The organism is Hymenobacter sp. DG25B, assembly GCF_000801315.1.
Taxonomy (GTDB): Bacteria; Bacteroidota; Bacteroidia; order Cytophagales; family Hymenobacteraceae; genus Hymenobacter.
Genome location: NZ_CP010056.1, coordinates 72923 through 98872 on the forward strand (window position 1 = coordinate 72923; position 25950 = coordinate 98872).

General features: G+C 59.3%; 21 protein-coding genes. 17 read left to right on the forward strand and 4 right to left on the reverse strand.

Features of this window, described 5'->3' with window-relative positions:
- The first annotated feature begins 340 nt into the window (after positions 1-340).
- The 12 genes from PK28_RS17680 (at position 341) to PK28_RS17730 (ending at position 15876) form a co-directional block, all read left to right on the forward strand.
- Entirely contained in the window at positions 341-628 is a 288-nt protein-coding gene (locus tag PK28_RS17680; RefSeq protein ID WP_156126555.1) for a hypothetical protein, read from the forward strand.
- 301 nt (positions 629-929) lie between these two features.
- Complete coding sequence (locus tag PK28_RS17685; protein WP_044518175.1) at positions 930-1664, forward strand: GntR family transcriptional regulator; 735 nt, start codon at positions 930-932, stop codon at positions 1662-1664.
- Between the two features lie 284 nt (positions 1665-1948).
- Positions 1949-4228: a SusC/RagA family TonB-linked outer membrane protein gene (locus PK28_RS17690; protein ID WP_048826568.1), complete on the forward strand. Its 2280-nt coding sequence runs from the start codon at positions 1949-1951 to the stop codon at positions 4226-4228.
- Positions 4198-5055 carry a SusC/RagA family TonB-linked outer membrane protein gene (locus PK28_RS19355; RefSeq protein ID WP_048826570.1) on the forward strand — a complete coding sequence of 286 codons (858 nt, stop codon included), beginning with the start codon at positions 4198-4200 and terminating at the stop codon, positions 5053-5055. Before PK28_RS17690 ends, PK28_RS19355 begins: the two co-directional genes overlap by 31 nt.
- A gap of 17 nt (positions 5056-5072) precedes the next feature.
- Positions 5073-6554 carry a RagB/SusD family nutrient uptake outer membrane protein gene (locus tag PK28_RS17695; protein WP_044518041.1) on the forward strand — a complete coding sequence of 494 codons (1482 nt, stop codon included), beginning with the start codon at positions 5073-5075 and terminating at the stop codon, positions 6552-6554.
- An 11-nt stretch (positions 6555-6565) separates the two neighbouring features.
- Positions 6566-7516 (forward strand): ROK family protein, encoded by a 951-nt coding sequence (locus PK28_RS17700; RefSeq protein WP_044518044.1) that lies wholly within the window; start codon positions 6566-6568, stop codon positions 7514-7516.
- Between the two features lie 6 nt (positions 7517-7522).
- Positions 7523-9313 (forward strand): class I mannose-6-phosphate isomerase, encoded by a 1791-nt coding sequence (locus PK28_RS17705; RefSeq protein WP_044518047.1) that lies wholly within the window; start codon positions 7523-7525, stop codon positions 9311-9313.
- Between the two features lie 7 nt (positions 9314-9320).
- Positions 9321-10718 (forward strand): sugar porter family MFS transporter, encoded by a 1398-nt coding sequence (locus tag PK28_RS17710; RefSeq protein WP_052430619.1) that lies wholly within the window; start codon positions 9321-9323, stop codon positions 10716-10718.
- 72 nt (positions 10719-10790) lie between these two features.
- Positions 10791-11606, forward strand: a complete 816-nt coding sequence (locus PK28_RS17715) for a hypothetical protein (RefSeq protein ID WP_044518052.1) — start codon at positions 10791-10793, stop codon at positions 11604-11606.
- A 150-nt stretch (positions 11607-11756) separates the two neighbouring features.
- On the forward strand, positions 11757-12989 hold the full coding sequence (locus PK28_RS17720) for a DUF5005 domain-containing protein (protein WP_044518054.1): 1233 nt from the start codon (positions 11757-11759) through the stop codon (positions 12987-12989).
- Between the two features lie 195 nt (positions 12990-13184).
- A complete protein-coding gene (locus PK28_RS17725) occupies positions 13185-14588 on the forward strand; it encodes a sialate O-acetylesterase (RefSeq protein ID WP_231576259.1) in 1404 nt (467 codons plus the stop codon).
- A gap of 106 nt (positions 14589-14694) precedes the next feature.
- Complete coding sequence (locus tag PK28_RS17730) at positions 14695-15876, forward strand: DUF5005 domain-containing protein (protein ID WP_197070531.1); 1182 nt, start codon at positions 14695-14697, stop codon at positions 15874-15876.
- A gap of 649 nt (positions 15877-16525) precedes the next feature.
- Here PK28_RS17730 and PK28_RS17735 read toward each other — a convergent pair.
- Genes PK28_RS17735 through PK28_RS20810 form a run of 4 tightly spaced genes read right to left on the reverse strand, consistent with a single transcriptional unit; the run spans position 16526 to position 19412 of the window.
- A complete protein-coding gene (locus PK28_RS17735) occupies positions 16526-17269 on the reverse strand; it encodes a LytR/AlgR family response regulator transcription factor (protein ID WP_044518059.1) in 744 nt (247 codons plus the stop codon).
- Entirely contained in the window at positions 17266-18405 is a 1140-nt protein-coding gene (locus PK28_RS17740) for a sensor histidine kinase (protein ID WP_048826576.1), read from the reverse strand. The genes PK28_RS17735 and PK28_RS17740 overlap by 4 nt, the downstream gene beginning before the upstream one ends.
- Positions 18406-18459: 54 nt before the next feature.
- Positions 18460-19083 (reverse strand): alpha/beta fold hydrolase, encoded by a 624-nt coding sequence (locus PK28_RS17745; protein WP_197070532.1) that lies wholly within the window; start codon positions 19081-19083, stop codon positions 18460-18462.
- Complete coding sequence (locus PK28_RS20810; protein WP_197070533.1) at positions 18987-19412, reverse strand: alpha/beta fold hydrolase; 426 nt, start codon at positions 19410-19412, stop codon at positions 18987-18989. Before PK28_RS20810 ends, PK28_RS17745 begins: the two co-directional genes overlap by 97 nt.
- Positions 19413-20015: 603 nt before the next feature.
- Here PK28_RS20810 and PK28_RS17750 point away from each other — a divergent pair.
- The 5 genes from PK28_RS17750 (at position 20016) to PK28_RS19360 (ending at position 25928) form a co-directional block, all read left to right on the forward strand.
- The gene (locus PK28_RS17750; protein WP_156126556.1) at positions 20016-20345 is read left to right on the forward strand and encodes a hypothetical protein; all 330 of its coding nucleotides are present in this window, start codon (positions 20016-20018) and stop codon (positions 20343-20345) included.
- An 87-nt stretch (positions 20346-20432) separates the two neighbouring features.
- Complete coding sequence (locus PK28_RS17755; protein ID WP_048826582.1) at positions 20433-21041, forward strand: nucleotidyl transferase AbiEii/AbiGii toxin family protein; 609 nt, start codon at positions 20433-20435, stop codon at positions 21039-21041.
- 321 nt (positions 21042-21362) lie between these two features.
- Complete coding sequence (locus PK28_RS17760; protein ID WP_156126558.1) at positions 21363-22046, forward strand: 7TM-DISM domain-containing protein; 684 nt, start codon at positions 21363-21365, stop codon at positions 22044-22046.
- Complete coding sequence (locus tag PK28_RS17765; protein WP_156126560.1) at positions 22001-23152, forward strand: hypothetical protein; 1152 nt, start codon at positions 22001-22003, stop codon at positions 23150-23152. The genes PK28_RS17760 and PK28_RS17765 overlap by 46 nt, the downstream gene beginning before the upstream one ends.
- A 355-nt stretch (positions 23153-23507) precedes the next feature.
- Positions 23508-25928, forward strand: a complete 2421-nt coding sequence (locus PK28_RS19360; RefSeq protein WP_082017253.1) for an RCC1 domain-containing protein — start codon at positions 23508-23510, stop codon at positions 25926-25928.
- The last annotated feature ends 22 nt before the right edge of the window (positions 25929-25950 follow it).

Consider the following 25950-nt stretch of genomic DNA (forward strand, 5'->3'; position numbering starts at 1 on the left):
TGCTTAGCCCCAGATCAGCACCAAGCTGCCTGTGGTTAAGCGGTAGGAGCCCGGTTCTTTTACAGGCCCCACTGTATAAGTAGCAGGTGATATGGAAGAGCCGGTGCTTAGGCGCCGGCTTTTTTGCGGGTTGATTTTTTGGCCGCAGCCTTGCGCTCCTACAGAACGCGCAGGGTATACTGCTCACCGCTGGACAACAAATCCACTTTCAGGTTTCGGATGTAAAATACTTCCCCGTGCTTTATTTCATACAGCATATTGCCAGTGCATTCGTGGCCATCTACCACCATCCCTCGCTTATTCGTTTGACGATGAAATTGCTTCTAAGCTTTTCTACGACTTGGACAACAAGCGCCTCGAAATTCATTTTACCGGCTGTTGGGAAGTCGCTAATGAGCATTATCATGATGGACCCTGCTGCCTGTTGATTCACCAGTGGAGTGCTGCCTATTGCCAGGAAGAGGTCATAAGCAGTCGGTTTGTCCGGTTGGAAGAGGGCCTGGGCATTGTCCGCTTGGTCCTCACCCTTACTTGGTCTAGCGAGCAGTTGGAAATGTGGGTTATCACGATTGACAACCGCTGCCTGCTACTTCGAGTTGCCAATCCATCCGTCGAAGTGGTGCGCTAACCAAGCGAGTAAAGAAATACCCCCAATTGAAGTGCTGTCCTCGCTAGAATACCAAAATACGAGGTCAGATGCAGTAGGGGCAAAACCAGTCCGATTACGAGAAGTGTCCGCGACCAAGCCTTATGTAAAGGGACAAAACCGCGAAATGAAAAGCTGCAATTCGGTTTTATTTTATCTCTAAAATCATATGTTATCATTCAACCCAAAAAAATCTAGGTTTTAGGAATTAGATTAAATTATTGTATAATTGAGCCACCGCAGTATGTCTGAACATTAGTACATAGTGGAGGTACTTGGCAATATGGAACTCTTTAACATAGATCACAGCAGCACCATTCCCCTGCACGCGCAGGTTGAGGACCTGTTGCGAGACCTGATCAAAATTCCGGAATATCAGGAAGGCAAGCTGCTGCCGAACGAAGTAGCGTTAGCCAAGCAGTTAGGCATCTCTAGGAACACCGTCCGGCAGGCCACCAATAAATTGGTCTTTGAGCGGCTGCTGGTGCGTAAAAAAGGAGTCGGAACAACGGTCGCCAAAAACAATATTATCACCAAGCTGGACAAATGGTCCAGCTTTACCCATGAGATGGGCGAGAAGGGCGTCTCGTTCCGGAACTACCGCATAGATGCCAGTTGGGTGGAGCCCGACAAAGAAGTCCGGCAGTTATTTAATATCGCCCGTCAGAGTAAGGTGTTGAAGATGGAGCGCCTACGTGGGGTCGATACTGGGCCGGTCGTGCTGTTTGTCTCCTACTTTCACCCACGGGTAGGCCTGACGGGGGAGGAGGATTTCACCCAGCCCCTGTATGATTTGCTGGAAAAGCAGTACCATACAGTTGCGGCCGTTTCCAAGGAAGGCATCAGCGCTATTCTGGCGGATGCCGAGCTATCCGAAAAGCTGGAAATAGAGGTGGGCGACCCGGTGCTTTTTCGCAAACGAGTTGTTTGTGACCCTGGCGGGCGGCCCATTGAGTATAACCTGGGCTATTACCGGGCTGACAGCTTTACCTATACCATTGAAATAAAGCGCGAATAATGCGCTTGCAGCTTATTTTAAACCTGGCTGAAACAGCCAGCCAGGTTGCCGCCCGCAATCGATTCCGGCAACAATCGCGCTAGCCTGCTTCAGTATACAGCTCAACCTGATAGGCCACCATTAATGTAGCCATGATTACCATAAATGACAGATGTCCAACTATACATGTATATGTATGAACATATGGACATGATGTATTTCTTACCTTTTAACTTGTGCCTTTCTGATTCCGGTATATGACCACCCTTAGAAACCGACATCTCGCTCTGCAGCTGACTGCAATCATGACCGGCTGCCTGAGTTTGGGCAGGGCAGAAGCTGCTGTTCAACCGAGCCTTCTGCAGGCGCCCGCCGAGCGGGTAATCCAGGGAAAGGTAACGTCCAGCGACGGCAACGAGGCCTTAATTGGGGTAAGCGTCAGCATCAAGGGCACTAACCAGGGCACCACCACCAATGCCGAGGGGCAGTATAAGCTCACCATTCCCGGCGGGGAGGAAACTATGCTTGTTTTCTCCTACCTCAGCTACAATACGCAAGAAGTGCCGGTTAAAAACCAGAGCACGGTGTCGGTCGTGCTGAAGCCCAACGTTCAGCAGCTCTCCCAGGTGGTAGTCATCGGCTACGGCACTACCAAGAAAAGTGACCTGACTGGCTCCGTCGCATCCATCAAATCGGAGGAGCTGCTAGCAACGCCCTCCACCTCTTTCGACCAGGCCCTGCAGGGGCGGGCCGCCGGGGTGCAGGTCACGCAGACCTCGGGTCAGCCGGGTTCCGAGGCCTCAATCCGCATTCGGGGTACCAGCTCAATCAACGCCGGCAACGAGCCTCTCTATGTCATTGACGGGATGCTGGTAAGTAGTGATGCCAATGACATGTCAGTCGGCGTCAACCTGGGCCCCCGCATCAGCGCCCTTTCCACCATCAATCCAAACGACATTGAATCGATTGAGGTGCTGAAGGATGCCTCAGCTACAGCTATTTACGGGGCCCGCGGGGCCAATGGGGTGGTGCTGGTAACCACCAAACGGGGCAAGTCCGGCACGGGCACCGTCACGGTCGATGCCTACCGCGGCACCCAGCAGGTGGCCAACAAGCTGAAGGTGCTGGATGCCACCCAGTTTGCCAATCTGGTGAACGAGGCGAAATTCAACGCCAACCAGACTCCCCTCTACAACAACCCGGCAAGCCTGGGAGCGGGCACCGACTGGCAAAAAGAAATCTTCCGGACGGCTCCCATCGCCAGCTACCAGCTTTCCTTTGCCGGCGGCGATGATAAAACCAAGTACGCCATTACGGGCGGCTATTTCGGTCAGGACGGCATTATCCGCAACTCCGACTTTAAGCGCTTTTCTTTCCGGGCCAACCTGGACCGGGAGCTGAGTCCAAAGCTAACGGTGGGCAACAGTGTGAGCTACGCCCGCATAGCCTCCTCCGGCGTTTTGACGACTACGGAAACGATTGTGCCCGGCGTCACCACCGCCGCGCTGCTGTTCAACCCTATTCTGCCCGTGTATAACGCGGACGGGCCCGGGGGCTACACCTTTGAGAACCGCGGGGGCAGCTACCTGGGCAAGACGCTGGGCAACCCGGTGGCGGACGTCAACGAGTTTAACTCTTACGGCGTCAACTCCCGGATTCTGGGCAACGCCTACGCCCGCTATAAGATCCTGCCGAACCTGGAGGTGCGGACCAGCTTCGGGGTTGACGCGTTTTCCTCGCGGGAAAATGCCTTTGGGCCCAACTTCCTGAAGCGTACCCAGGCCAGCAAAGGGGAGGCCTCCATCGGTACCATCTCGGGGCTGACCTGGCTTAACGAGAACACGCTGACCTACAAGCCCGTGATCAGTGCAAATCACGCGCTTGACTTCCTGCTAGGCTATACCCTGCAGGAGTTCAACAACGAGAGCCTGCTGGTGTACGCTTTTGACTTTCCGGATGCCCGCACCGGCTACCACGACATCTCGGCGGGCCTGCTGCCGCAGAAGCCGTTCAACGGGGAGTCACGATGGAGTATGGTCTCCTACTTGGGCCGGGTTAATTACACGCTCTTTGACCGCTTCCTTTTCACGGCCACCGGCCGCGTTGATGGCTCTTCGAAATTTGCCGCCGGCAAGCAGTACGGCTTTTTTCCCTCGGGGGCGGTAGCCTGGCGCTTGTCCGATGAGGACTTTATCAAGCAGTGGGCCTTCATTTCGGAGCTGAAGCTGCGCACCAGCTACGGCATCATTGGTAACCAAGCCATCCCGCCTTACCAGTCGCTGTCGCTGGTGGGCGCTTATGGCCAAGGCGTCTTCAATGGTACGGAGGTATATACCGGCCGTGAGCCGCTCACCTTCGCCAACAAGAACTTGAAGTGGGAAACCACGGCCCAGTTTGACCTGGGCGCGGATGCCGCTTTCTGGAATAATCGGGTAGCTATTACGGCCGACATCTACCAGAAGAAAACCTCGGACCTGTTGCTATCCACCCCGGTTCCCTACACCTCCGGTTTCAACTCCACGGTCCTGAACGTGGGCAACATCCAGAACCGGGGGTGGAGCTGGATATCCGCACGAACAATGTGAAGGGCAAGCTGGACTGGAGCACGGCCTTAAACTTCTCCATCAACCGGAATGAAGTAACCAACCTGAACAGTGAAACTGATATTTTCCTGGGTGGTGGCACGCTGCTGCGGGTAGGCGAGCCGGTTGGTACCTTCTACGGCTACCAGTTTGATGGGATTTTCCAGTCCGATGAGGAAGCCAGCTCCAGCCCGGTGCTGAAAGGCCAGGAAGCGACTTCCTCCAACCCTGCCTCCCGCGCCCGCGCCGGCGACCGGAAGTACCGCGACCTCAACGGCGACGGCGTCATTGACGAGAAGGACCGCACCATTCTGGGCAGCGCCCAGCCCGATTTCACCTGGGCTTTCACCAATAACTTCTCCTTTTTCAATTTCGACCTGAGCGTTTTCTTCCAGGGTTCGCAGGGCAACCGGATGGCCAACCTCAACCTGTTTGACCTGCAGAATTTCAACGGGCAGAACAACGTGCTGGCCAACGCCGCCCTCGACCGGTGGACGCCCAGCAACTCCAGTAATAAATATCCCCGGGCTCTAGCCTCGGGTAGCCTCGACAACGGCGTGTTTTCCTCCAACATCGTGGAAGACGCCTCCTACCTGCGCCTGAAAAACGTGAGCCTAGGCTACCGGGTGCCGGCTTCCCTGACCCAGAAAGCCCGGGTCAAAAGCCTGCGGATTTACGCCAGTGCCACCAACCTGTGGACGCGCACCAACTACTCCGGCTATGACCCGGAAGCCAACACATTTGGCCAGAACACCGCCGTCATTGGCGTGGACCGTGGTGGCTACCCGCAGGCAAAAACCTACCTGGTGGGCTTAAATATCGGGTTTTGATATCAAGAACGCTCCCTATGAGATTCAACTCTAACTTCATAAGCAAAGCGGGCCTGGCCCTGCTGGTGGTGTTCATGGCCACTTCCTGCCAGGATTTTCTGGAAGAAGACCCCAAGAACTTCGTGGCCGTCACCAACTTCTACAAAAACGGGGATGACGCCGTGGCGGCCGTCAACGCCATTTACGGCTACCTGAACTCCACGAGCACCGGCTCCACGGCTGGGGTCTACCACAGCACCTTCTGGGTGACGGCGGGCCTGGCCTCGGATGAGCTGCTAAACCAGAATGTCTTTTCTCCGGACCTCGACCAGCTGGCTACGTTTTCCCACGGTCCGCAAAACGCGGCGTTGCTGGAAATCTGGGCCATGCATTACAAAGCCATAACCGTGGCCAACATTGCCCTGGAGCGCATTCCAGGCATTGAAATGGAGCCCAACCTCAAGGCCCGGCTGCTCAACGAAGCGCACTTCCTGCGTGGTCTGCTTTACTTCGATATGGTGCGTATGTTTGGCAGTATACCGCTGCTGACCAAGGAGGTGGAGCCCCTGACGCCCCCGGTAGCTACTGCCGACGAGATATACGCCCAGATCATCACGGACCTGAAGGCGGCCGAAGCCCTGCCTGTGAGCTACCCCTCGGGCGACGGCAAGGGCCGAGCCACCCAGGGAGCAGCCAAGGCGCTGCTGTCCAAAGTATACTTAACCCGGAAGGACTGGACCAATGCGGCCCAAAGGGCCAAGGAAGTTATCGACTCCAACAACTATGCGCTGTGGGAAGACTTTGCTGATGTATTTAAGCTTGTCAACCGCAACGGCAAAGAAGCCATTTTCTCAGTCGGTTTCGGCGACCAGGGTGGGGCCATCAGCTTCTGGGAAGTGGGCCAGTTTCAGGTGCGGCTGCTGCCTACAGAGCTGAGCGCCGAGGGCGTGGAGAATGCGCAGGGCTGGCAAGTACCGACGTTGTACCTCTACAATTCCTTTGACTTCAACGACCGGCGCCGGGAGGTAACGTTCCTAACCCAGTATACTAACCGCAGCGGCGTGGTGACGCCCATTCGGCCCTACATCCAGAAATACTGGGACCGGGCCGCCGAGCCCAAAGGAAACGGCAGTGCTAACGATTTTCCGCTGATGCGCTATTCGGAGGTGCTGCTGATATACGCTGAGGCCAGCAATGAGCTGAATGCCTCTGCTGAAGCCCATCAGTACCTCAATATGGTGCGCAAGCGGGCCCGCTTTGATGGTACTACCTACCGTACTACCGTGCCGGACTACGAGAGCCTGACGCAGGAACAGATGCGTGCGGCCATTCTGAAGGAAAGAGCCCTGGAGTTTGTGGGGGAAGGCCACCGCTGGTTTGACCTTGCCCGCACCAAAACCCTGGAAAAGCTGGTGCCGCTGGCTAAGCCCGGCGTGGTGCCCAGCACCAAGCACTACCTCTTCCCGATTCCGCAGCGGGAGCGGGACCTGAATCCAAACCTGCCGCAGAACGGCTATTAAGCGCCTGACCCATGAATGCAGAACACTGCGCTATTACAATGGACCTGGGAGGTACCACCATCAAGCTGGGCTTGGTGCAGGCTGGGCGGCTACTGGCCAGCAGCCAGCTAGCTGCACATTCGGCCCAAGGGCTGGCGGGCCGGCTGCCTTACATCAGGAAGGCGGTTGATGACTTATTAGCGGAGCAGACCATATCCCGCCAGCAGCTGACGGGCGTGGGCGTTGCCATTCCTGGCATCGTGGACAGCGTACAAAAGAAGGTACTGTCCATTGACAAGAAGTATGCTGATGCCCCCGAGCTTGACCTGCCTGCGTGGGCCCGGGAAGCCTGGGGCCTGCCCATTATCTTGGAAAACGACGCCCGCGCCGCGCTGGTGGGGGAGTGGCAGTACGGTGCGGCCCGTGGCCTCGACGACGTGGTGCTAATGACGCTGGGCACCGGTGTGGGCACCTCCGCCATCATCGAAGGCCGGCTGCTGCGGGGTCGTCATTATCAGGCCGGATGCCTCGGCGGGCACTTCACCATCAACGTGCAGGGTGCGGCCTGCAATTGCGGCAATATCGGCTGCGTGGAAGCGGAGTCCTCAAGCTGGAGCCTCGGGGAAAAGGTGAGAACCCACGCTGAGTACCACCGCAGTCAGCTTCGGACGGAGCCGCAGATTGACTTTGCTGCCCTGTTTCGCTGCGCGGAAGCGGGGGATGGCCTGGCCCGGCAGCTGCGCGACCAGTGCCTGGACGTGTGGGCGGCCGGCGCCATCAACCTGATTCATGCCTACGACCCCGAAGTGCTGCTGCTGGGCGGAGGCATTATGGGCAGCGGGGCCTACATCGTGCCCTACCTCCAGGCCAAAATCGATGCCTTCGCCTGGACGCCATGGGGGCGGGTAGAAGTACGGCCCGCGTCCTCTTTTGCCAGTGCTGCCCTGCTGGGAGCCGCCTATTTAGTGACTCATCCAAACTAAGCTGTTTTGAAAAAATCGAACTACGATAAGTATCCTGAGATAAGCATAGAAGGTCATACCTGCGTGGCTGGCTGGGAAGCCATTGCCGAAACTATTGCGTCCCGCATGGCTGAAAAACCCCTGGCGCGGGCCGTAGTAGTGGTCGAGTGCTACCATGGTGTTTATTCCCAGGAGATACTAGCGCAATTCGCCGCGGTACTCCAGCCCGTGCTCACCCTCGATGCCCACGCCACACTCAAATCGGAAAAGCAGATAAACGAGCTGGTCAGGGAATTCGTGACCGACGACCCGGTTTTCGGGTATATGGCGCCGCTGCCATTGCTGGGGTTTTTCGACCCGCAAAAGCAGCAGGCGGCCCAGGCGGAGATGGAGCAGGCCGCACCAGGAGTGATTCTGATTGTTGGTACCGGAGCCAGCTTTCTGACTTCCGCGCCCGACCTGCTCGTGTACGCCGACATGCCGCGCTGGGAGATTCAGCTCCGCTTCCGCCGTGCGGAGGTGGGCAGCCTGGGCGTGCCCAACCGCCAGGAAAGCTTTGCTTACCTCTACAAGCGGGCCTTTTTCGTGGACTGGCGGGTGTGTGACCGGCACAAAAAGACTCTAATGGACCAGTGGGACTATGTGCTGGACACTACTGTGCCCGCAACTCCCAAGCTCATCACTGGTGCCGCCCTGCAGGATGCCTTGCGACAGACCGTCGCCCGGCCCTTCCGGGTAGTGCCCTTCTTCGACCCCGGCCCCTGGGGCGGGCAGTGGCTCAAAGACGTCTGCGACCTGGACCGTACCGAGCATAACTTCGCCTGGGGGTTCGACTGCGTGCCGGAGGAAAACAGCCTGCTTTACCGCTTCGGGGAACACGCCGTGGAGCTACCCGCTCTCGACCTTGTGTTTTCCCACCCCCGGGAGCTGCTGGGCGAAGAGGTGTTCGAGGCCTTCGGGGATGAGTTTCCCATTCGCTTCGACTTCCTGGATACCATGGAGGGCGGCAACCTCAGCCTGCAGGTGCACCCGCTCACAGAGTACATGCGGGAGAAGTTTGGCATGCCCTACACTCAGGATGAGAGCTACTACATGCTCGACGCCAGGGACGACGCCTTCGTATACCTGGGCCTGAAAGAGGACGTGGTGCCCGAGCGCATGATGCAGGAGCTGGAGGCCGCTCAAACCCAGGGTCAGCACTTCGAGGCCGAAGACCACGTGGAGAAGTGGCCCATCAAAAAGCACGACCACGTCCTCATACCAGCCGGCACGGTGCATTGCTCCGGGGCCAACAGCGTGGTGCTGGAAATCAGCGCCACACCCTACATCTTCACCTTCAAGCTCTGGGACTGGAACCGCATGGGCCTCGACGGCAAGCCCCGACCCATTTCCCTGGAGCACGGCAAGCAGGTGATTCAGTGGGACCGGACCACGGAGTGGACCCGGAACAACATCATCAACCAGGTGCAGCCCGTGGCCGCCGGCGACGGGTGGCGCGAGGAGCGCACCGGCCTGGACGAGAATTCCTTCATTGAAACCCGCCGGCACTGGTTCACCAAAACGGTGCCTCACGACACTCAGGGCGTGGTGAACGTGCTGAACCTGGTGGAAGGCGCCGAGGCCATCGTGGAAAGCCCTACCCAGGCCTTCGCGCCCTTCGTGGTGCACTACGCCGAAACGTTTATCGTGCCCGCCGTGGTGGGGGCCTACTCCATCCGGCCCTACGGCGCCGGCCTGGGCCAGGAGTGCGCCACGTTGAAAGCCTCTGTCCGCACCCCGCTCCACTTCAATGCCAAGTATTCCATCCTCAACAACTAGGCTGCCCATGGAAAAGACCGTAAATACCTGGTTTGTGTACCGCATTACAATGGTGGCTGCCGTAGGCGGTCTGCTCTTTGGGTACGATACCGCCGTCATAGCCGGAGCCATTGGCTTTCTGCAGGCCAACTACAACCTCTCTCCGGCCATGATGGGCTGGATAGCCTCCTGCGCTATTGTGGGCTGCATGGTGGGAGCCCTATTTGCGGGTGCGCTCAGCGACCGGGTGGGCCGCAAGAAAGTGCTGATGCTCTCGGCCGTGTTGTTTGCCGTTTCTTCCATCGGCACAGCCATGCCGCCGAACCTGATGTGGTTTGTGGCCTTCCGGCTGGTGGGCGGGCTGGGCATCGGCATTGCCTCCATCCTGGCGCCCATGTACATTACCGAAATTGCCCCGGCGGCCATCCGGGGGCGGCTGGTGTCCATTAATCAGCTCGGTATCGTCACTGGCATCCTGCTCATCTACTTCGTGAATGCCGGCATTGCCGGGCTCTACGACGAGGCCTGGAACGTGAGCACCGGCTGGCGCTGGATGTTCGGCTCGGGCATCATTCCGTCGGTGGTGTTTATGCTGCTGTTGTTTTTTGTGCCCGAAAGCCCCCGCTGGCTGGCCAAGCAGGGTTACGTGGAGGAGCCGTTGGCCATCCTGACCAAAATTAACGGCGCGGAGCAGGCCCTGGTAGAGCTGGCCCAGATTAACAGCGGGCTGTCGGAAGAGGCGGGCGCGGTGGGCGAGCTGTTTGGCCCGGCCCTGCGCAAGCCGCTGACGATTGGGCTGGTGCTGGCCGTGCTGTCGCAGATTACCGGCATCAACGCCATTATGTATTACGCCCCGGAGATATTCAAGTCCACCGGCGACGGGTCCGACTCGGCGCTGCTGCAAACCATCCTGGTAGGCACCGTGAACCTGCTCTTCACCATCGTGGCCATCAAGTACGTGGACAAATGGGGCCGCAAGGGGCTGCTCTTGGTAGGCTCGGCGGGCATGGCCGTGTGTCTGCTCATTATCGGCGGGGCTTTTTACCTGGAGATGGTCCGGGGTTATGTAGTGCTGGTATTTATCCTGGCCTACATTGCCTTTTTCGCGGTTTCGCTGGGGCCGCTGGCCTTTGTCATCATTGCCGAGATATTCCCTACCCGCACCCGGGGCCTAGCCATGTCGCTGTGCCTAGCGGCGCTGTGGGTGTCAGTGTACCTGGTTTCGCAGTTCTTCCCCATCCTGCTGCAGTCCATCGGCAGCGCCTACACTTTCTGGACGTTCATGGTGCTGTCGGCGCTGACGTTCGTCTTTGTGTGGAAGGCCGTGCCGGAAACCAAGGGCCGCACGCTGGAAGAAATTGAGCATTCCTGGGCGGACGAGACGGCTGCCGTGCCGGTGCCGACCCGGGTTGCGCAGGCGCAATAACTTCTGGACTCTAACGCACAATTCACTAGTCGCTTTTTCACTCCATTCCCACTTATAATCATTTCCCCCACCATGAAAAAAAATACCTCCTATTGGTTTTACTGCGTTGCCCTGCTGGCAACGATGCTGGGCACTTCCTGCTCGAAAGATGAGGAATCCACCCCCGAAGGCCCTACCGTGGCGCTTTCCAAAGACGATGTTTCCGGCAAAAGCGGCCAGCAGGTAGAGTCGGTCGTGACGGTAACGGCCCCCGGCAACCTGAAGAGCCTGACCGTCTCCAAGCAGGTCAACCTGCAGAACGACAACACGTTCGGCACCAATGGCACCCAAACAGTTCAGCTATCCGGTACGGAGCAGAAGACCTTTACTTATAACTTCACCTATACCCAGGCGGCCGATGAAGTAGATAAGCTGGTAGGCTTCACCTTCAAAGCCGTGGATGCCAATGGCAAGACAGCTGAAAAGGTGCTGACGGTAAACACGGCCGCTTCCGGTGCCCAGATCCTGGCAACCTACCGCTGGAACCTGAAGTCCAAGCTCCATACCACGCCTAACCCCGACGCGGAAACCATTACGGACTGCGAGAAGGACGATTCCTTCGTTTATAATGAAAATGGCACCATGGCCGTGAACTACGGCACGCAGGCCTGCACCTTCGACGGCTTCAACGTGTACAAAGGCTGGACGCTGAGCGCTGATGAGCAGGTATTCACGCAAACGTACGAGTCGGCCTTCGACCCAAGCAAGGTGACTGTGGAAACCTACAAAGTACTGTCCCTGACCAAGGACCGCCTGGTAATGGAAATCACCCTGGATCTGTCTGTGTTCGGTCCTCCTTACACTTCCAACGAAACGTTCGTCTACACCTTCGACGCCAGCCCGAAATAGGGGCAACCCGCGCCGCGGCCCTGCAAAGTCCCATTCCGGGCTGGTTGTCTGACAATCGGCCTGGGATGGGTACCAGAGGGCGTCGAGCCGGCCAGCGGCTGGCCGGATGCGGGCTTATTTCTCACTTATGTTTTTTAAAGCCATAGTCTGATGTATAGACGTAGTGCGCAACTGAGTGCCCTTGTTCTGCTGCTGGCCGGTACTGCCGCCTGCTCCTCCGATAAGAGCGACTCGCAGAGCAAGGTCCAGCCCCAGCCGGCCAACACTGATATCACTACCCTGAAGTTTACGGTGGAGCCCGCGCCGGAATGGACTGCCCTGTTCAAGCGGACCTCAGGTTGGTTCGGGGCTGACGGCATCTTTGCCATTCCCAAAAACGGCGTCGACTCGCCGGGCTCGGGCAAAAGCACCGAAACGATGTTCATCTTCAGCGACACGATGATTGGCGACATCAAGGACGGCAAGCTGAACCCGGGACAAACCATGATCAACAATTCGGTGGCCGTGCTGAAAGGCGGAGTGCCCTCCACCGACAACATCAAGTTCTACTGGGACAAGGACCCCAATACCGGCAAGCACAAATCCCTGTTTATTCCCAGCACGCCCAACGCCCGCCCGGGCGAGTACTACTGGCTGGGTGATGGTTTTGTAAACACCGCCAAAAACAACGACACCTATATTTTCGGCTACCGGGTGAAAAACACCGAAGCCAAAGTATTCGGCTTCCAGGAGGTAGGCAACGCCCTTATTATCATTCCCGCCGGCAGTGTGCCCCCCTTCAAAGACCAGCGCCAGTTGGATACGCCCTTCTTCCTGCCAGGCAGCGCCCCCGACGATTACGGCTCGTTGGGCGCGGGGATTTTTGTCAATACCAAGGAGGCCGGCGCCCCACAGCCCGACGGCTACGTGTACGTGTACGGTGTGCGGGGCAAAGCCAAGAATGTGGTGCTGGCCCGCGTGCTGCCGGCCGATGTGGAGGACTTCAGCAAATGGCGCTACTGGGACGGCACCAACTGGAACCCTGACCTGGCAAAGCTGGCCAACATCACCGACCATGCTTCCAATGAGCTAAGCGTGACGCCCCTGCCCGATGGGCGCTACGCCATGGTGTTCCAGACGGATGGATTCGGCACTACGGTGGGCCTGCGCCTTGCTCTCCAGCCCCAGGGCCCGTTCGGGCCGCCCATCAAAGTTTGGGACAGCACCGAGGATACCAAGATGGACAAGGACTTTTTCGCCTACAACGCCAAAGTGCACGCCAACCTCTCGGAGCCCGGGGAGCTGCTGATCAGCTACAACGTCAACTCCTTCGACTTCTTCAAGGATATTCTGGAGCAGCCTAACCTGTACCGCCCCCGCTTTATCCGGGTGAAGCTGCAGTAGAGGCCTGCGGCTGTTTCACCTTAATTTCTCCGTTCCCTTTATCATTTAACCTACTCCATGAGGCTTAGTGTTCCGCGTATTGCTTGGTTGCTGGGGTGTCTGCCAGGGGGCCTCGCCACGTTGGCATGGCGTAGTCCTGAGCTGCCTTCCCAAGCCGCGTCAGACTTGCGGGTGGCTAGCATCCTGCAGAGCAACATGGTTATTCAACAGGCCAAACCTTTGGCTCTGTGGGGCACGGCCCCTGCCGGGGATACAGTGGTATTGGCCGCCGACTGGCGGAAAGCCCCAGTCCGGGTGGTGGCTGATGCGGCCGGGCAGTGGCGGGGCAGCTTGCCCGTGCCTGCCGCCAGGCCCCGGGACTTTACCCCGCACACGCTGACAGTGCGCTGCAAAAAGGAAAAGACTACCCTGGAAAACGTGCTGATTGGCGAAGTATGGGTGTGCAGCGGTCAGTCGAACATGGACATGGAGATGAAGCCCGCCCTTCCCTGGCTGCGCGGTGTGGTGGACTACGAGCGGGAAATTAGTGCGGCGGATTACCCGGCCATCCGGCTGATCAACATTGAGAACTCCTTCAAAAAAACGCCGCAGTCCAATGCCAAAGGTACTTGGCTGATTTGCTCACCCCGGACGGTGGGCGACTTCAGTGGCGTGGCCTATTTCTACGGGCGGGAGCTGCAGCAGCGGCTGCAAATACCCATTGGGCTGGTAGTTGCCTCGGTGGGGGGCTCAGCCTGCCAAGCCTGGACTAGCCGGGAGGCCCTCGCAGCCGATCCGCTGCTCAGGGCCCGCTACCTGACGCCCTACGAGCAGAGCTCCCAGGCCGCGGAAAGCCTGGATTCCATTAAGACCCTGGAAAAGCTGTTCGAGGTGCTGGCTCGGCCTACGTTACTCTACAACGCCATGATCCATCCTCTGAAAAACCTTTCTATCCGAGGGTTTTTATGGTACCAGGGTGAGGCCAATAAAAAGGATGGGGCCGATTACACCGCGCTGTGCACCGCCATGCTACGGGGCTGGCGCCGGGATTTCAACCAAGGGGAACTACCGTTCTACTACGTGCAGCTCACGCCCTACAACTGGGAGGAAAAGGACTCCACGGCTACCTACTACGCTCACTTGCGCGAAGCGCAGGAGGCAATGTTGCAGGTCCGCAATACCGGCATGGCTGTGACGATGGATGTGGGCGAAGCCGACAACATCCATCCCCGTAACAAGCAGGCCGTGGGCCTGCGCCTGGCCCGTCTCGCCCTGGCCCGCACCTATGGCCAACCCAAAACGCTTGAGGTAGGGCCCCAGCTGAAAAAGTACACCGTGAAGGGTAGCCAAGTCTACGTGTACTTCGCTCCCCGGAGCCTCGGCACCGGGCTCACCACAACCAACCAACGGGCGCCCCGGCATTTCTATCTGGCCGGCGCGGACCACGTCTTTCACCCTGCCGTAGCGAAAATTGTGCAGGAGCACTTGGTGCTGACCTCGACCCGGGTGCCGAAGCCGGTAGCTGTGCGCTACGCCTTCACCAATTACCCCATTACCAACCTGGCCAACCAACAGGGGCTACCGGCCGTGCCTTTCCGCACGGACGCATGGGACCAGTAAGCCTACGCCTTCCCTTCTCCGACTCCCGAATCCGCAACTACATCAAAGTATGAAACCCTGTACTCCTAGCCGCCACCGGACTGGTGCCGCCCTACTTTTCTCTGCCGTGCTGGTCCTAACTCTCGGCGGATGCGGCCAGCAGCAAACTACCTCTGCCGCCGCAGCAGCAGGTAGTCCGGCTGCCCTGCCCACCCAACAAGTACGGGCCGTAGCGGAACCGCAGTGGGACAAGATGCTGCTGCAGAACAAGGGCTGGCTGGGCGCGGATGGCATTTACAGCGTGGCGCTGAATGGCGTTGAAAAGTCCGGGGAGGCGGGGGGAAAAGGTACATTCCTCTGGTTTAGCGATACCATCATCGGGGCCATCCAGGATGACTCTCTGCAGCCTGACTGGGAGATGGTGCACAACTCTGTAGGCTACCTGCAAGGCAACGTGCCCGACCCGGAGAAAATCAAGTTCCACTGGCGCCAGGATGGCAAGGGCAAAGCTGCATCCATGTTTGAGCCCCGGACCCCTAAATCCCAGCCTGGCAACTACTACTGGCTGGGCGACGGGTTTTTCAACCACCAGAAGGATAGCACTATTTACATCTTTGCCTACCTGATTAAAAGTCTACCGGGGGGCGTGTATCCGTTTGAGGACATCGGCGTTTCCCTCATTGCCCTGCCCAAGGGCAGCCGACCGCCGTTTGCCAACCAGCGGCAGCTGGATACTCCGCTGTTTATTCCGAACAGCAACGGCAAGGGGAAAGTGGTGTTTGGCGTGGCCGTACTGGCTAATACAGTGGGCGCCAAAGCCCCCAAGCCCGACGGCTATATCTATGTGTATGGTGTGCGGGGCGTGAACAAAGAACTACTAGTGGCGCGCGTGCCGGACAAGGCGTTCGAAGACTTCAGCCAGTGGCGCTACTGGGACGGCAGCACCTGGGGCCCGGATGTACACAAGGCCGCCGCTCTAACCAGCCGGGTGTCCAACGAGATGAGCGTCAGCTTTATGGAGGACGGCCGGGTACTGGCATCCTACCAGCTCGATACCAACTCACCCACCATTGCTATCCAGACCGGTCAGACCCCAGCCGGGCCCTTCCAGCCAGCAAAAAAGATGTACGAGACGCCGGAAGTGTACGAGGACCTGGACTTTTACACCTATAACGCCAAAGCCCACCCGCACTTGTCCAAACCAGGGGAATTACTGATCAGCTACAACGTCAACTCTTTCGACTTCATTGCCGACATTCACAAGCACCCACACCACCTCCGCCCCCGGTTTATTTCAGTGAAGTATTAGTGAGGCAGTCACACTGAAACTGATAAGGCAAGTACTCAGCTTCTCCTGCGAATAAATGAAAAACGGAGGTGGTCTAGGAATGACGGGCAGAAGAAAGACAAGTCCTTCTGTTGCCTGTCATTCCTAGACCACTTCCGCTTTCTAATGTGGCCTATGGCCACGCCGTTAAATGCCTATGGCGCCTATGTTGCCTTCCGACTTGGATCTGCCATGTATAAGATACTCCCTTATAACGTTTATTAAACGGACGTGGCTGTTGCAGAACTCCGTTCAACTGGTCTTAGCCGTGGAGATAGCAGTTAGCAAGGGCCCGTACGCTTCCTAGAGCAGTCTGAATGGGCCTTCCAAGCCGGTCCAAACGGTCTACACCACTACTCCGGGAGTTCTGCAACAGCCACGCACGTTTAACGGGTGTTATGTCTCGGCCTATCCCTTTATCACGTTTATGAAACGCTCGTTGCATCGGGGTTCTAACCAAGCGGATTGATTCCGAAGTGCTTACCCTTCCCGCCTTGTCTGGAATAGCCGCTGGCGTGATGGCAATCCGGTGGCACGGACAGGTCAGTCGTAGGGGTTGGAGAGTTTGTTACGGTACTTCCCCGCCTGCCCTAAGCCGCTCCGCAACATAATAGGAAGATCGGCACGCCGGCTACAGGCTCAACAGCTCGCGGAACCGCACCGACTGCTGGCGCGAGACTTCCACGACCTCGGCCCCGCCACGCAGGGTCAGGCGCAGGCTGTGGCTGAACCAGGGCTCGACGCCGGCCACGAAATGCAGATTGATGATCTGCTGGCGGTTGGCCCGGAAAAACTCTTTTGGGTCAAGGCGGGCTTCGAGCTGGGCCAGTGTGCGCGGAATCAGCGGGCGGTGCTGGTCAAAATAGAGCTGGGTGTAGCTGCCGTTGATTTCAAAGAGTCGCACATCGGCCAGGCGCACAAACCAACACCGCTCGCCGTCTTTCACAAATACCTGGTCTTGCCCGGTCAGCAAGGCCGGAGCCGCTGTAGCCGGGGACTGGAGCCTGTTATCCGGGCTTTCCGCCGGCATTTGGGCGCGCACCTTGTCGAGCGCGGCCGCCAGGCGCGCTTCCTGCACCGGCTTGAGCAGATAATCAAGGGCATTGACCTCAAAGGCGCGCAGGGCATGGGCGTCGTAGGCGGTGGTGAACACCACCGGCGGCGCCGCCTCCAGCGAAGCCAACAGCTCGAACCCCGTTTCCCCGGGCATGTGAATGTCGAGCAACAGCAAATCGGGGCGGAGGGCAGCGAGCTGAGCGCGGGCCTCTTCCGCGTGACGGGCTTCGCCGACCACTTCCACATCGGGAAACGCGGCCAGCAGGCGGCGCAACTCGGCGCGGGCTAGGCGCGAATCATCTACGAGCAGCACTCTCATCGGACCAGGGGTAGAATGGTGAAGTCGGAAGACAGTTCCGGCGCCATACGCGTGGACCCGGGCAGGCGTAAGGTGGCCAGTACGGTGTCGGCCGCGGCGGGATCATTGGCCAAGGCAAACGCCGCGGCCGGGCCAAATGCTTGGGCCAGCCGCTCCCGCAGGCTACGCAAGCCCAGACCGCTGCTTTCAGCGGCCTGGGCCGGGTAGTAGCGTCCGGGACTGCGCACCGTCAGGCATAGCCAGCCGTCCGCGTCGAGTTGCGCGGTAAGGGCCACGGAGCCACCTGCCGGCCGCCCGGCCACCCCGTGCTTGATGGCGTTTTCCACCAGCAGCTGCACCGTGAGCGGGGGCAGCGGCACGGCCCGGGTGGCCGGGTCCACGTCGAGGGAATACTGCAGCCGGTCCTCCAGCTGCAAGGCTTCCAGGGCCAGGTAGTCGGCCACAATATCCAGCTCCTGCCCCAGCGGCACCAGGGGCGTAGCGCTGTGCTGCATAACGTAGCGCAATAGCTCCGCTAGGTGGGCCAGGGCTTGGCGGGCGCGCTCGGGGTCTTCGCTCACCAGCGCGCGGATGTTATTAAGCCCGTTGAAGAGAAAATGCGGATTGAGCTGGGCGCGCAGTGTGTTCAGCTCGGCCTCGCGCACGGCGGCCGTCAGCTGCCACTTCTCGATTTCGGCCCGACGTGAGCGGTGCAGGTAGTACCACCCCACGTAGGCTGCCGCCCACAGCGTGAGCAGAATGGCCAGGTTCATGCAATAGCCCAGTTGGGCGGCCCAACCTTGCGGTCCACGGCTCGCTACCGAAAGCGGCAGTGCCAGCTTTGAAACCAGCCCAATCATGACCACACTGCCCACGGCCAATACCGCATTGGCCAGCAGCAGCCGGCCGAGCAGGGCCAGCGGTGGCCGCGCCAGCCACTGACCCCGCCAGATCAGCTGGCGCAGCACGTGGGAGGCACCCAGCGCCGTGGCCGCAATCAGGACGCTCATCACGTCGAATACCCACCGGGGCGTGCTGCTGGTTGGGGGCACAAACGCCCGGTACAGGACCAGGTTGAAAATACCGTACAGCGTCCAGGCCAGGACCTGCGTGCGCCAGTAGTTGCGGCTGGGCTTCGGAGCAGAAAGCATGGACATGGCAGTCAGCAGGTAAAAGCGAATTACTTGCGCCAGATCGGCGCGGCGGCAAGGTTATTTCTTTCCCGCATAGTGGGCCTGCAAAAATGCGTCGGTCTGCTGGAAAAACCAGGCCGTGTCGTCGTACATCAAAAAGTGCTTGCCGGCCGGCGACATTTCGATGCGGTGCTGGGGCAGCTGGGCGTACTGCGCCGCGAAGATGGCGCGCGTCGAGGCCAGCGTGGCCCCATAGGGCTGGTAAGCAGCCCAGCTGCCGAGCACTAAGGCGGGCTGCCGCACGGTGCCCAGGGCAGCGCGCAGATCAGTCGTGTACATCTCGTACATGGCCTGACCCACACTGGCGGGGTCTGAGGCCTGGCCCCAACGGGCCACCAGGCTTTGGTGGGCGGTGTCCGACACCATGCCAGTCGCTAGTTGTCGCTGCTGAGCCACCGACATGTTGCCGGTTTTCATTTGCTGACGCATGCCCTCGGCCATGGGGCGGGCAGTTTCCACGGTGGTAGCCGGGTTTTGAACAGCCGCCAGGAAGGGCAGCGAATCCAGAATCACGAGTGGGCCCACGGCCTCGGGCTGCGTGGTGCTCAGCCACAGGCCCATAAAACCGCCCAGACTGTGCCCGATAATGGCGGGCCGCTCCAGCTTTTGGGTTTTGATGTAAGCCAGCAGTTGGTCGCGCACGGCGGGCAGAAAGCGGGCTGTCGAACTGGCCCAGCGGCCGGCGCCACGCCCCCGAAACCCGCCAGGCTGATCACGTGGCATTGATATCGGCTTTGGTAGCGGGCCACCGTTTCGTCCCAAACGGCTCCGGGGCAGGTCAGGCCGGGAATCAGGAGCACGGGCTGCCCTTTGCCCACCACGCGCACCGTGAAGCTGGGGTGGGCCGCGGGGTTGTCGGTCATGATAGGGGTAGGGGATACAACTGGGGGCGTGGCGGCCACGGCAGGTTGCGCTAGGGCCGCACTCAGCAGCAGGGCAGCAAAAGGACGGCGAAGAGCAGCGTAATTCATGGGGCTGGTTGGGTTAATAGGTAAAGGATGGCACAAACTTAGCCTGGCCCCGTCTGGCGCCCAAGGCAATTCCGGCCAACGGGGATTCCGCCCCGCCAGCGGGCGAAAATCCCGCCGAATTGAAAGGCCTATTCACCCCTGGGCTCCGGCACCTGGCTCCGAGGGGCTCATTTAAGTGACCTGTTTTTTCGCCCATAGCCGGGGTCTGCGCCTTCCACACTAACCCACGTTTCACCGAGGTTAGCCGAAGGACTCAAGTTGGTGTCACCTTTCTTAAACGCTGGGTTGGGAGCTGTTATTAGCCACACCAGAGCTCGAAATAGCGTTGCACTTCCTATTTCGAGGAAGTTTTCTTACTTTGTATTGATGATTCATGAATTATGAATCATTCTATAAAAATGGAAAAACTCCGTGCTCTGCGCCCCCAGGATGTGGTCCTCATGCTGGCCCTGGCGGCGCGAACCGCACCCGTGGCAAAGCAATCAACTGGCCCAGGCCTTGTGCCTAAGTCCGGCCGAGGTATCCTATGCCTTGCGGCGGTGTCAGAATAGTCGCCTGTTGGTTGAAGGCCGCCGGGTTCAGCGGCGCGCCTTCGTCGAGTTTTTGCGGCACGGGCTGCCCTATGTGTTTCCGGCCCATCCCGGCTTTCAGGCGCGGGGCGTGCTGACCGGCCCCAGCGCATCCTTCCTGCAGCCGCAATTTGGGGAAGGCATTGCCTATGTGTGGCCGACGGCCGACGGCGAGGCCTGGGGTGCCGCCGTGACGCCTTTGTATCCGGGCGCCCCAGCGGCCGCCCGGCAGGATCCGACTCTGTATGAGCTGCTGGCCTTAGTCGATACGATTCGGTTAGGGCGGCCGCGGGAAGTGAAACTAGCCGGGGGGCTACTCCAGCAGCGACTCTTAACCTTACCCCAGCGGATGCATGCCTCTTAATCCATCCCGCAATCTGGTTCGGCTACAAGCAGTCGCCCAGGTCTTAGGTCCCTTGCGGGAGCGGGTGGTTTTCGTGGGTGGGCAACCGTGAACCTGTATGCGGCTACCTCTTTGGGTATCCCCGAGCCCCGGGTCACCGACGATGTCGACTGCATTGTGGAAGGGGCGCCTTGGGCTTCTTTTTATCAGCTAGAAGAAGAATTGCGGGCTCTAGGGTTTACCAACGATATGGAAAGTGGAGTAATCTGCCGCTGGCGCTTTGGGCAGCTGGTGGTTGATATGATGCCCACAGAAGGCGATATCTTAGGCTTCATCAATCCCTTGTATCCGGAGGGGTTTGCTCATGCGATTGATTACCAACTGCCAGACAGGACGAGCATCCGGTTCCTGGCACCGGTCTACTTTCTGGCCACGAAGCTAGTCGCCCTGCGCGACCGTGGCTGGGAAGATTTACGGCTGAGCCAAGATCTGGAAGACGTGGTGCATTTGGTGGACAACCGCCCGCAGCTGGCGCAGGAAGTAGCCGCTGCGGATGAAGGGGTGCGACGATATATCCAGCAGCAGATCCGGGAAGTGCTAACCCACCCGGATTTGCTGGAAGCGCTGGAATGGACGCTTCCGGCGGGTTCGGGCTATGAACGCAAGTTTGAAATTGAGCGGCGCCTACAACACGTAGCCGGACTGACCAGCGGGTAGTGTGGTCACCTTGAATAAGAAGGGATAGGTTCCGATAAATTTTACGGAGCGGAACTTACAAGGGCTTTCACTAAAGACCCATAAGTAGCTTTATGGTTAATTGAGCCTACCTATGCCAGCCCTCCTGTTCGAGCAATTTAGGAGTGCTCAGGACGGGTATACCATTTGGCCAGCAGAGTGCTCTACCTTTGGCATTGGATTGCCTGCTTGTGTTTTCGTTTTCAACCCTACCCAGTGCCAAAGTCCTGCTGTCTGCTTTTGTTGCTGTTGATTGCCAGTATGCAGCGGGGCATGGCACAGCCGCTGGGAGGCAGGGCTAGTATGACTCCCCCTTCCATGGGAACGGTGGGGGTGCTGCCGGACCGGAACTACGCTTGGGAGCGTATCCGTACCGATACCACCCTGGCCTTCCAGGCTGCCGACTCACTGCGGCTGGCGCAGGATCATCGGTTTTGGCTGAAACTGACGGTGCGCAATCCAAGCCGCTATACCGCGGCCGTGCAGTTGAACGTACTGCCTAACCTCGACAACACCCTCTTTTATTTCGATGAAGATGCCCGCACCTGGCGCACCCGGCGGGCGGGCGTGGCGGTCGTTACCGATAGCCAGCGGGTAAAGGGCCCCTTACGGCTACTCCTGCCAGGGCAGTCTACTACCCCGGTGTACGTGCTGATACGCCTAAACCAGCGGGCGGCCCTGCCGCCCGCCATTCGGTTGCAGGTGAAACTGGAAAATGAAGCGGAAGCGCGGAGCCGAGATGCATTTTTTCGTATCGCCTGGACTGTGTCCATGGCGGTGCTGGGGCTGCTGCTGCTCACCAACCTGCCTACGTACATTCGCTTTCGCGACCGGACCACCCTCTACTACCTATGTACCCAGGTGGGGGCGATGTTGTACATCACCGCGTTCCGGGCTATTTTAAGATGGTGTGGCCCGCGCCGGTTTTCAGCCAACTGGTATTGGCCTCTGGGCAGAGCTATGGTTACTCGCTCAACAACGTACTGATGCACCTGAGTGTGGTACTCTTGCTCACGGGCTTCGTGCAGATGACCCGGGCTTACCTTCCCACCCAGGCCCGGCTGCCGCGGCTCGATGCCGCGCTACGCTACGCGTTACGCGCCTACGTCGTGTTCACGGCGGTAGTGGGACTGGTGAATATAAGCGGCTTTTTCCTGAACTACTATACCCTGCTGCTGGATAATGTGCTGGTTTTCGGGGTGGTGGGCCTGCTGCTGGCCACCACCGCAGTGGCATACCGGCTGCGGCTGCCACTGGCCCGTACGTACCTGCTGGCCAATGCACTGCCGCTGATCCTGGTAGTGCTCATGGTGGGCTACCACATCGTTTTCGGCTTCGACAACAACGGCAACCTGCTGCTGCCCGACCTGGCTATTGTCTCGCACGCGCTGGGCTTCTCCGCCGCCATTAGCATTCGTCTGCAAAGCGTGCAGCAGACCTTGCTGGCTAAAGTGCGCGAGGCCAATGACCTGGCCCTGAACATCCAGCAAAAAGAATTGCGCCACCGCGAAATCGTGCTGAAAAACCAGCACATCCAGACGGTGCTGCTGGAGATGCAGCATCGGCAGCAGGCCCGTGACCAGCACCGTCAGCAGCTGAGCGCCGACATTCAGCAGCAGGAGGCAAACAACCAGGAGTTGCAACAGCAGCTCGAGGCTAATCAGCGGGAGTTGGCCTCCACCACTCTGTATGTGGAGCAAAAAAGTGCTTTGCTGGCTGAGCTGCAAAAGCAGATTCAGGAGCTCAGCAAGCAGCGCCCGGACACGCAACGGGACCTGACGGGCCTGCAGTCCATCCTGCAAACCAGTCTTTACCTGGATGAGGATTGGAGCAAGTTTAAGCGGCACTTCGAGCAGGTCCATCCCCGCTTTTTTGAGGAACTGCAGGTCCACTATCCCGCCCTCACCAAGCACGAGCAGCGGCTGGCCAGCTACTTCCACATCCAGCTCTCGACCAAGGAAATTGCCGCCTTGCTCAACATCGACCCGGCCAGTGTGCGCCGCGCCAAGACCCGCCTGTACAAGAAGATGGCTGCCGCCGACCTGGCGGCCGGCCGGACACCGCCCGCCGCCGAGCCACTTGTAGGGGAGTAGGGGAAGGCTGTTGCCGCCTATCTGATCAGCCTGGCCGGGCCACCAACCAAGTACCCATTGCTTGATTTTATAGACTAATAATCAAATATATAATCTTGAATTATAAACACTTATAAAAGTGTCTACACTTTGTCTACGGTCTAAATTAGGATGGAGAGCTTCCATGGGCAAACCTTGAGCCTGTCTTAACCCGCTGGTACTTGTGGCGTTGCTGCCCTGGGTGTGGCGCGTCTGACCATAGTGCCCCGCAGCCAGAGGTAGGCCCTCGGCTGCGGGGCCAGCGTCATCTGACCGGTTCATTTTTCTCTTTCGCCCCGGCTGGACTTGTTTTTCTCTGGCCCTGCCTGTCCTCACCATGCTCCCATTCTACCCGCTACACTGGACCGCTCCCGGTCGCTTTGCCCGTCTCGCCCTAGCCTTGCTGCTGGCCTGGATCCCGCTGCTGGCCTGGGCCGGTACCCCTACGCTGCGCCTGGAAGCCACCGTGACAACCGGCGACGTAACGGCCTTCGTCGATCAAGTGGAAATCATCAACGCGGTGACCGGCGCGGTGGTGGCCGGGGCTGTGCCTAACGCTGGCTTTGAGACTTTCACTAGCCTAGATAACGGGAGCTACGGCTACCAGCCCACCGGTGCCACCTGGAACTTTGCCCCTCGCAGCGGCATTACCAGCGACGGTGGGGCCCTAGGAAATCCGACGGCTTCGCCCGATGGCACTCACGCGGCATTTCTGCAGCCGGCTAGTGGCGGCACCAGCCTCAGCCAGACGCTGCCGGAGCTGGCCGCGGGTTACTACCAGGTGCGGGTGCAGCTGGCCCAGCGCAACTTCGGCACGGCCGACCAAGGCGTGCGCCTGCTGGTAGACGGGCGCGACCTGGGCAACAGTGTGCCGGCCAATGACGGCGGGTACCATAGCTTTACCAGCGCCGTGTTTGCCGTGGGGGCGGAGTTGCGCTTTGAGGGTGGAGGTAGTGTTTACCTTCCCGGCTTTGATGTAACCGCCTTTCTGGACCAGCTGGAACTCGTAGATGCCGCAACCGGTGCGGCCGTGCCGGGAATGATTGCTAATCCTGGCTTTGAGACTACCGGCAGTCTGGGCTCCGACCTCTACGGCTACCGCCCCACGGGCACTGGCTGGACGTTTGCCGATGCCAGCGGCATTGCCACCAACGGCAGCGCCTTTAGTAGCCCCACAGCCCCCGACGGCACGCACGTGGGGTTTATCCAAAGTGACAACTTCAACGTAGGCTTCCGCCAGATTCTGGGCGGGGCCTTAGCGGGCAGCTATCAGCTGCGGCTAAAAGCGGCCCAGCGCGTGATGGGCGATGAGCCGGCTAATCAGCAGGTGCTGGTATGGCTTAACAACCAGCTGCTCGCTACCCTGCTCCCCTCCAGCAATGGCACGTTCCAGGACTTCACGGTTGCCTTTACCGTGGCAACGCCTCCCGTGCCGGTCATCAGCAGCTTTACGCCTGGCATCGGCGGCCCCGGCACCTCACTAAGCCTGACCGGGGCCAACCTGAGCGGAACCAGGGCCATTACCTTCCCGGGCGGGGTCGTCGTCAACTCCGGTTTTCGCATGAGTACTGACGGGACCAAAATCACGGATGTGGTGGTACCAGCCGGGGCGCAGTCCGGGCCCCTCACCGCGACCCTGAGTGGGGGCCAGCGTGCGGTCAGCCCTCAGGACTTCACCATTGTGACTCTCCCAACTTTGGCGCAGGTGAGCCCTTACCTGGGCACGCCAGGCACGGTGCTTACCCTAACGGGCACCAACCTCACGGGCACCACTAGCATCAACTTTACCGGCAGTGCCGGGGTAAAAACCGTGACCAGTGGTTTCACGGTAAATGCGGCGGGCACCCAGATAACAGGTATTGTAGTGCCAACCGGAGCCCAGAGCGGCCCCATTACGGCTACCACTGCCACCAGCGGCACGAGCCTGGTCGGCCCGGCCTTGTTTTTTCGGGCCAGAACCGTGGCGGCAGGTTACCAGCACACGGTAGCCGTGCGGGCCGACGGTACGCTTTGGGCCTGGGGATGGAACCATGGCGCCCAGCTCGGGGATGGCACCACCACCAACCGCAACGCGCCGACCCAAATTGGGACGGACAATAACTGGGCCACGGTGTCGGCGGGTTCAGGTACCGCGGCGATACGTACGGACGGGACGCTGTGGGCTTGGGGGGCCGGTTTAGTCGGGGATGGCACCGGCCTGGTACGGCGCTACGTACCCGTGCAGATTGGCACCGCCACCAATTGGGCTACAGTGGATATCGGCGAAGATTATACCGTCGCCCTGCGGGCGGACGGAACGCTCTGGATCTGGGGCAATGGCCCGAGCGGGTACTTTGATGTACCCACGCAGGTGGGGACCGAAACCAACTGGGCTGCCGTAGACGCCGGTCTATATCACGCCGTAGGGGTACGAACGGATGGCACTCTGTGGGCCTGGGGCTTCAATCAATACGGCCAGTTAGGCACCGGCAACGCTAGTAACGCTATCAACCGAGGCCCGACACAGGTCGGCACCGGCACCAATTGGGTGAGTGCCTCCGCTGGTGGACTTCACACCATGGCCATCCAGGCGAATGGAACCTTGTGGGGCTGGGGGCGGAACGAGTATAACCAGTTGGGTACTCCTGCGCTCTTTGATCGTCCCTCACCCATTCAGATTGGGTACGGCGGTAGCACCCGCAAAACCCAGTGGGCGAATGTGGCCGCTGGCAAAGAGTTTACGCTGGCACTGCAGGCGAGTGGGGAGGTTTTGACCTAGGGCTCCAATGAATTAGGACAAC

Coding starts and splice junctions, on each gene's coding strand:
- PK28_RS17740 (WP_048826576.1), bottom strand. CDS start 18,405: ATGTCCATGCTTTCTGCTCCGAAGCCCAGCCGCAACTACTGGCGCACG.
- PK28_RS17760 (WP_156126558.1), top strand. CDS start 21,363: ATGACTCCCCCTTCCATGGGAACGGTGGGGGTGCTGCCGGACCGGAAC.
- PK28_RS17710 (WP_052430619.1), top strand. CDS start 9,321: ATGGAAAAGACCGTAAATACCTGGTTTGTGTACCGCATTACAATGGTG.
- PK28_RS17715 (WP_044518052.1), top strand. CDS start 10,791: ATGAAAAAAAATACCTCCTATTGGTTTTACTGCGTTGCCCTGCTGGCA.
- PK28_RS19360 (WP_082017253.1), top strand. CDS start 23,508: ATGCTCCCATTCTACCCGCTACACTGGACCGCTCCCGGTCGCTTTGCC.
- PK28_RS17720 (WP_044518054.1), top strand. CDS start 11,757: ATGTATAGACGTAGTGCGCAACTGAGTGCCCTTGTTCTGCTGCTGGCC.
- PK28_RS17685 (WP_044518175.1), top strand. CDS start 930: ATGGAACTCTTTAACATAGATCACAGCAGCACCATTCCCCTGCACGCG.
- PK28_RS17700 (WP_044518044.1), top strand. CDS start 6,566: ATGAATGCAGAACACTGCGCTATTACAATGGACCTGGGAGGTACCACC.
- PK28_RS17735 (WP_044518059.1), bottom strand. CDS start 17,269: ATGAGAGTGCTGCTCGTAGATGATTCGCGCCTAGCCCGCGCCGAGTTG.
- PK28_RS17725 (WP_231576259.1), top strand. CDS start 13,185: ATGGTTATTCAACAGGCCAAACCTTTGGCTCTGTGGGGCACGGCCCCT.
- PK28_RS17690 (WP_048826568.1), top strand. CDS start 1,949: ATGACCGGCTGCCTGAGTTTGGGCAGGGCAGAAGCTGCTGTTCAACCG.
- PK28_RS20810 (WP_197070533.1), bottom strand. CDS start 19,412: ATGAATTACGCTGCTCTTCGCCGTCCTTTTGCTGCCCTGCTGCTGAGT.
- PK28_RS17695 (WP_044518041.1), top strand. CDS start 5,073: ATGAGATTCAACTCTAACTTCATAAGCAAAGCGGGCCTGGCCCTGCTG.